General features: G+C 74.7%; 5 protein-coding genes. 3 read left to right on the forward strand and 2 right to left on the reverse strand.

The genetic code is table 11. The annotated features are described in order from the left end of the window. Window positions 1-63 precede the first annotated feature (63 nt). The 3 genes from eccD to VKA29_RS21240 all read left to right on the forward strand — a co-directional run bounded on the left by eccD (window position 64) and on the right by VKA29_RS21240 (window position 4090). A complete protein-coding gene (eccD, locus tag VKA29_RS21230; RefSeq protein WP_324787465.1) occupies window positions 64-1464 on the forward strand; it encodes a type VII secretion integral membrane protein EccD in 1401 nt (466 codons plus the stop codon). Between the two features lie 357 nt (window positions 1465-1821). Next, entirely contained in the window at window positions 1822-3336 is a 1515-nt protein-coding gene (eccB, locus tag VKA29_RS21235) for a type VII secretion protein EccB (RefSeq protein WP_324787466.1), read from the forward strand. A 271-nt stretch (window positions 3337-3607) separates the two neighbouring features. Beyond that, window positions 3608-4090, forward strand: a complete 483-nt coding sequence (locus VKA29_RS21240; RefSeq protein ID WP_324787467.1) for a helix-turn-helix transcriptional regulator — start codon at window positions 3608-3610, stop codon at window positions 4088-4090. Between the two features lie 129 nt (window positions 4091-4219). On the opposite strand, the gene VKA29_RS21245 is transcribed toward VKA29_RS21240, so the two are convergent. Together VKA29_RS21245 and VKA29_RS21250 are read right to left on the reverse strand one after the other, a co-directional pair. After that, entirely contained in the window at window positions 4220-5479 is a 1260-nt protein-coding gene (locus VKA29_RS21245) for a phenylacetate--CoA ligase family protein (protein ID WP_324787468.1), read from the reverse strand. 58 nt (window positions 5480-5537) lie between these two features. Continuing rightward, window positions 5538-6698 carry an RICIN domain-containing protein gene (locus tag VKA29_RS21250; RefSeq protein WP_324787469.1) on the reverse strand — a complete coding sequence of 387 codons (1161 nt, stop codon included), beginning with the start codon at window positions 6696-6698 and terminating at the stop codon, window positions 5538-5540. Between the last annotated feature and the right edge of the window lie 95 nt (window positions 6699-6793).

A 6793-nucleotide genomic window follows, 5' to 3' on the forward strand; every position in this document is an offset into this window, starting at 1 on the left:
TGCATCCGTTCAACTGCCAATACCAAGCTCGTCGATGACATTCCTGGAAAGCGTGGCCCTCACATGACTGACAGCCCGGTGGCGTCGCTGTGCCACCTCACCGTCCGTGCCCCGGCCAGGACCATCGACCTGGCCGTCCCCGCCGACGTTCCCGTCGCCGACCTGCTGCCCGCCGTACTGCGCTACTCCGGCGAGGAACTGGAGGAGAACGGCCTGGAACACGGCGGCTGGGTGCTGCAACGGCTGGGCGAGGCACCACTGGACGACGAGGCCACCCTGGAGTCGCTCGACCTGAAGGACGGCGAGGTGCTCCACCTGCGTCCGCACGCCGACGCGCTGCCCGAGGTGCGGCTGGACGACCTCGTCGACGGGATCGCCGAGGTCACGCGCGAACGGCTGCACGGCTGGGGCCCGGAGGCCGGCCGCCGGCTGTTCCGGGCGGCCGTCGCGGTCTGCGTGCTGACCGCGCTCGGCGTGCTGGCCTGGCCCGGAGGCCCGGTCGTCGCCCGTGCGGTGACCGCCGCGGTGGCCGGTCTGCTGCTGCTGGCCGGGGCGGCCTCGGCCGGCCGGGCCGTGGGCGACGCGGCGGCGGGCGCGACCCTCGGCCTGCTGGCGGTGCCCTCCCTGGCACTGGCCGGCTGGCTGCTGCCCGGCGGCGACCTCTCCGGCCCGCACGCGCACCAGGTCCTCGGCGCGCGGCTGCTGGCCGCGGGCGCGACGGCCGCCGGCGCGGCGACGCTGGCGGTGGCCGCGACGGCCGTGTACACCCCGCTGTTCATGGCCACGGCCGTGGTGGCGGTCGCCTCCGCCTGCGCGGGGGCCCTGGTCAGCGTCGCCGACGTGCCGGTGGACGGCGCGGGCGCCGCGATGGCCGCCGTGGCCGTGCTCCTGGGGGCCTTCGTGCCCGCCCTGTCGTTCCGGCTGGCCGGCCTGCGGATGCCCCCGCTGCCCACCAGCCCGCAGCAGTTGCAGGAGGGCATCGATCCCTACGACGGCGGCGACGTAGCCACCCGGACCGAACTCGCCGGCGCCTGGATGACCGCCCTGTACGCGGCGACCGGCGCCGTCTGCGCCGGCTGCCTGGCCGCCCTCGCCCGGCAGCCCGGCCTGCCCGCGGGGCTGACCGCGGCCGTGCTGTCGCTGCTGCTGTTGCTGCACGGACGCGGCATGGTCAACGTGTGGCAGCGGCTGGCGCTGGTGGTTCCGGGCCTGTGGGGAGGGTTCCTGCTGGCCGTCGCCACCGCGGCGCGGCTCTCCCCGGCCGACCGCCCCGGCTTCGTGGCGGGGCTGCTGGCACTCGCCGCGGTGCTGGCCGTCGCCTCCTGGACGGTGCCGGGCCGGCGGATGCTGCCGTACTGGGGCCGCGCGGCGGAACTGCTGCAGTCGCTGCTGGCGATCGCCCTGCTGCCGCTGACGCTGTGGGTGCTCGGGGTCTTCGGCACCCTCCGGGCCCTGGGCGGCTGACCGCCGGGCCCTGGGCGGCTGACCGCCGGGTACGGGCGGTCGACCGCCGGGTATGGACGGTGACCGCCGCGAGCGTGCGGTTGCCGCCGGGCACATCGGCGGGCTTCGCCGGGCACATCGGCGGGCTTCGCCGGGCACGTCCGGCTGACCGCCGAAGCCCGGTTGACCGCCGCGCACGCTCGGCTGATCGCCGCGCACGCTCGGCTGATCGCCGCGCACGTCCGGCGCCGGGCGGGCTCGTACGTCCGGCCCGCCGCCCGTCGGGCCGCCGCCACCCGGTACGTCGCCGAAGGCGGCGTCCGCCCCCTCGTCGAAGACGGCCGAACCGCACAGAGAACCGAAAGGGAACGCCATCCCATGCAGTCCAAGCGCGACCAGGTCCAGGCCCATGCCTTCGCCATCGGCAGGCTCACCTCCGGCATGCTGCTCGCCGACCCGGACGCCCCGGAGAGCCCGCTGGCCCGCACCACGCGGGGCGCTGCCGTCGGTGTCCTCGTCGCCGCGCTGGTCGGAGCCGGTGCGGTGGTGTACGGGCTGATCTCGCCCGGCGGCGACGACTCGTGGCGGGCCTCGGACACCCTGATCGTCAACCGGGACACCGGTGGCCGCTATCTGTACCTCGACGGCCGCCTCAGGCCGGTGCGGAACTACGCCTCCGCCCTGCTGATCGGCGCGGGCGACCTGAAGACCACCGACGTGCGCGCCGCCTCGCTGCGCGGCACGCCCGTCGGAACCCCGGTCGGCATACCGGGGGCCCCGGACTCCGTGCCGAGCGCGAAGGACCTGGACGGCGGCGCCTGGCACGTCTGCTCGGCCCCCCGCTCCACCACGTCCGGCACGTCCGGCACGGCCACCACGTCCGGCGCGTCCGGCACGGCCACGTTCACCACCCTCGTCGCCGGCGCGCCCGTGCCGAGCCGGCCGATGGCCGACGACCAGGCGCTCGTGGTGAGCGGTCCGGACAGGACGACCTACCTGGTCTGGCGGGGCAGCCGGCTCCGGCTGGACCGGGCCTCCGGCGCGGCCGTCTCCCTGGGCTACGGCTCGGTCACACCGCGACCGGTGTCCGCCGCGTTCCTGGACGCGATGGTCCCCGGCCCCGACCTCGCCCCGCCCGCCGTGCCCGGCCGTGGCGACGCCGGGCCGTCGCTGGGCGGCGCACGCGGCACGGTCGGCCGGGTGTACGTGGTGCGGGTGCCCGGCTCGGACCCCAAGTACTACCAGCTGCGGAAGGAGGGCCTGACCCCGCTCACGGCCACCGGGGCGGCGCTGGTCCTCGGGGATCCGGCGACCCGGGAGAAGGCCTACGGCGGCCGCTCTCCGGAGGCCGAGCCGCTGGGCGCGGACCTGCTCCGGGACCACCTCGCCCCCGGCGTCCGGTCGTCCGGCTCGGCGGGGCTCCCGGACTCCCCGCCCCGGGTCACCGGCGTGCCGGACGGCCTCACGGCCTGCGCCCGGGTGCAGGCCGTGGACGGGGTGGTACGCGTCAGCACCGTCCTGGTGAGCCGGGACGGCCTGGCCCCCGCGGCCCAGCCGGCGCCCGGCGAGTCGGCGGCGGCGTGCCTGCCGGTGGACGCCGTGGTGGTCCGGCCGGGCCACGCGGCCCTGGTGCGCACGCTGGGCGCGGGCGGCACGGCGGTGGGCGGCACGGCGTACCTCGTGGCCGAGGACGGCGTGAAGTACCGGGTGACCTCCGGCGACGCGCTGAAGGCGCTGGGGTACGGGGAGGGGGACGCGGTCGCGCTGCCCTCTCCGCTGCTGTCCATGCTGCCGTCGGGACCGGACCTGGACACCCGGGCCGCGGCGGCCGGCGAGCGGACCGGGACCACTCCTCCCGCCTGCGGTGAGGAGTCCGCCGCCCGAGGCCGGTGAGCGGCCCGGTTCCCTCTCGGGCGTCGCGGGCGCCGGAGGGGCGGTGCCGGTGTACGAACGTGCAGAGTCCGAAGGACCAATAGCTCAGATGTCCCTCAATTGAGAGCGTTCACAGGGTAGTTGGGGCCTAGTCTCGTGCAGGGTTCCTCCCCCCGGCGGTCACCGAGCGCGGACGACCTCGTGGTCGACGGTGCGCCCCGGGGTGCGGCAACCACGCGACACCCGTGAGCACAAGCCCGCACATTCCCCCACACTAAGGAAAGACCGAGTAATGGATCGGCCTCCCTTCCGCCCGGCAGCCGCTGTCTCGGCGCGGCAGCGCCTGGGTATTTCGACGTTCGACGTGGCTCGGCAGATGAAATTGGTCGGCACTCCCGTCGATACCGACACGGTCGCCGCCTGGGAGACCGGAACCCATCGACCCACCGAGGGCGAACTGTTCGCTCTGGCGGACGTGTTGTGGTGCCGGACCATCGAATTGATGGGAATGGACCAGCCCCGCACCCTGGCGGAACTCCGGCTCGCCCGGCAATTCACCGTGGCGAGACTGGCCCGGGACATCGGAATGCACGTCGACGACTACACAAGGGCCGAGGAAAACAACCAGTGGCCGGGGAATTTCACCCAGACCCTGGGCCTTCTGCACGCGCTGAACATCTCCTTCCGCCAACTGGAGGAGGTGACGGCGGTGTGCACCCCGATGGACCCCGCCCTGCCCGCCCTGGAGCCAGGCCCCGCCCGGCTCCGCCGCTGACCGGCCGCGACCGTACGGCGGACCGGCCGGCATCCCGCCTCCGGCCGGCATCCCGCTTCCGGTCGGCTCGCCGTCGCCCGCCTCCCGCGCCGACGGGGCGGCGGCACCGGAGGCGGAAGCCGCTCCCGCTCAGCCGGACCGCTGGTCGAGCAGCCGGACGAGCTTGCCGCTGCGCGGGTTGACGGCGAGTTTCGCCAACGGAACGTGCTCGACCGTCAGAGGGTGGATCATTCCCGCTCCGACGTGCTCACCGAAGGCCGGGCGGAGCTCGTCGAAGCGTGCGACGACCAGGGCGGCGAACCGCTCGGGGTCCTCGATCTCGCCGGCGATCCGCAGGACCAGCTCGTCCTTGGCGTCCCGGCGCCGCTGCACCGCCTGCATACCCGAGATCGGCCGGCCGCCCGACACCTCGTCGACCACGGCCCGCAGATCCTCCAGGTAGACGGTCATCGGTCCGAGCCTCGCACCCGTTTCGGAGCGCCCGAGCAGGCGGAAGCGCCCGTCCTCCTGGTCCACCCACTCCGCCACGTCGCCCACGGGGTAACGGATGACCGGCATCAGGCGCCGGACCAGATCGGTCGCCAGCACCAGCCCCGGCCGGCCCGGCTCCCGGATCGGTTCGCCGGTGTGCTCGTCGACTATCTCCACCAGTTTGTGCGGCCGGTGCACGCGGTGCACCCGCGTGTCCGGCTCTCCCCCGACCGGGGCGGCGAGGACACCGGCGTCCACGGACGCGTACCCCAGCGAGCGGATGTCCGCGCGGGGGAACGCCTTCGTGAGCAACGGCCGCTGATCCGCGTGGAAGGCCTCACCGCTGAACAGGAAGAGGCGGACGGACGCCAGCGACTCCCCTCGGGCGACGAAGTGCGCCGCGACGCGGGCGAGGGTCGTGGGTGTGGCCAGCACGACGGTCGCCCGCGGTTCCGCCATCGTCTCCGCCACGACCTCGGGTGCGGGGCTGCCCGCGATCGGCAGGTGCACGGCGGGAACGGAGGACTCCTGGAGGGCGAGCGTGTTGAACAGGAAACTCGCGTAGAGCTCACCGGCGTAGAAGAGGTTGGCGACGCGGTCGCCGGGACGCAGGCCGGCCGCCGTGCACCCGTCCGCCCACAGCCGTGCCATGGCGTGCAGTTCGGCACGGGTGAAGACGGTGAGCTTGGGGCGGCTGGTGGTGCCGCCCGTCCGGAACACGACGCCCTCCAGCTGGCGGCCGGTCAGCACCTGGTTGTTCTCCGTGGTGTTGGCTGCCCAGAAGCCGGAGTGGTCGATGACGGGGAGGTCCTCCAGGCGCAGGTTCCCGTCCGTCCTGACCTGCGCGTAGAGGTTCCGGTAGTAGGGGGAGTCGCGGCGGGCGAACTCGACGAGTTCCCGCAGCTGTGACGCGGTCATGTCGATCCTTCACTCGGACGTCGTCAGCAAGGGCCTCGGGGAGGGGGAGTACGGTCGGTCAGCCCGCGCTCCACTTCTGGTTGCTCGCGCCGTTGCAGTCCCACAGCTGGAGCCGGGTGCCGTTGCCGGTGCCGCGGTCCTTCACGTCGACGCACTTGTCAGCCTGCGGATTGACCAGGTCGTGCGCGGCGTTGAGCCGGAACTGCTGGGCGGGGTTGCCGCTGCACCTGGCCAGTTGGATCACCGCGCCGTTGCCGGTGGCGCCCCAGGCGACGTCCATGCACAGGCCCAGCGCGCGCACGGTGCCGTCGTTCATGAACCGCCAGGTCTGCTGCGAGGCCCCGGTGCAGTCCCAGATCTGCAGCGGTGTGCCGTCGCCCCCGGAGCCCGTGACGTCGATGCAGCGGCCGGAGGCGTAACTCCGGATGGAGACGCCCGGGGGCGTCACGGTACCGCCGTCGGACGACGTCTTGCCGCTCGTGCCGGACGGGGTGTTGTCCGAGGTGGTCTTGGTGGTGTCCGTCTTCCCGGACGTGGAACCGCCGGCCTGGCCGCCCGTGGTGTGGCCGGTCGACTTCCCGGCGCTCGTGTGCTTGGCGCCGTTGCCGCCCTGCGCGCCCTTTCCACCGGTGGACGTGACCTTGCCGGCCCGGGCGTGCGTGTCCGGGCGCCCGGTGTCGTGCGACCCGGAGTCCTTGCCGGACGTGCCGCGCGCCGCAGGTCCGGCTCCGGTGGTCGGGGACGCCGATCCGATGGCACCGTAACCGTCCTCGCCGGGGCCGCCGAGCACGGTACCGGGGGTCGCTCCGGCCGCCTGGGCGCGGCTGCCGTCGTCATCGCCGCCCACCAGGAACGGCACGGCCAGCAGCAGTGCCCCGACCATGGCGGCGCCGGCCAGCAGGCTCTTGTGCGGCCGTCCCGCGGGGGCGGCGGGCGCCGCCGGCTCGGGCATCCCCGCGGGGGCCGCCTCGGCCTCCTCCGGCTCCTCCCTGCCGGACGCGGCCGCGGTCCCCGCCTCCCCGGCACCGGGTTCGGGAGCGGCAGCGAGGTCGGGAGCGGCCCCGGCACCGGTCGCCTCCGGCTCCTCCACGGCCTCGCCGGTGGCGTCTGGAACGGGGAGGGCGGCGGTGGCCGGCGCCGTCGGCTCCTCCGGGGTGGCCGGGGCTGCGGGGGGCGATGCGGCCCCGGTCGCCTCGCCGGCCTCGGCGGTCCGGGCCACGGGGGCGTCCGGTCCTTGCGCCGACGGGCCGGCCCGGTCAGGGGTTCTCTGCGGTTCTTGGGGCTGTGAAGGGGTCATTGTTTCCTTCTCGGGTA

Source organism: Streptomyces sp. H51 (genome assembly GCF_035656535.1).
Lineage (GTDB): Bacteria > Actinomycetota > Actinomycetes > Streptomycetales > Streptomycetaceae > Streptomyces.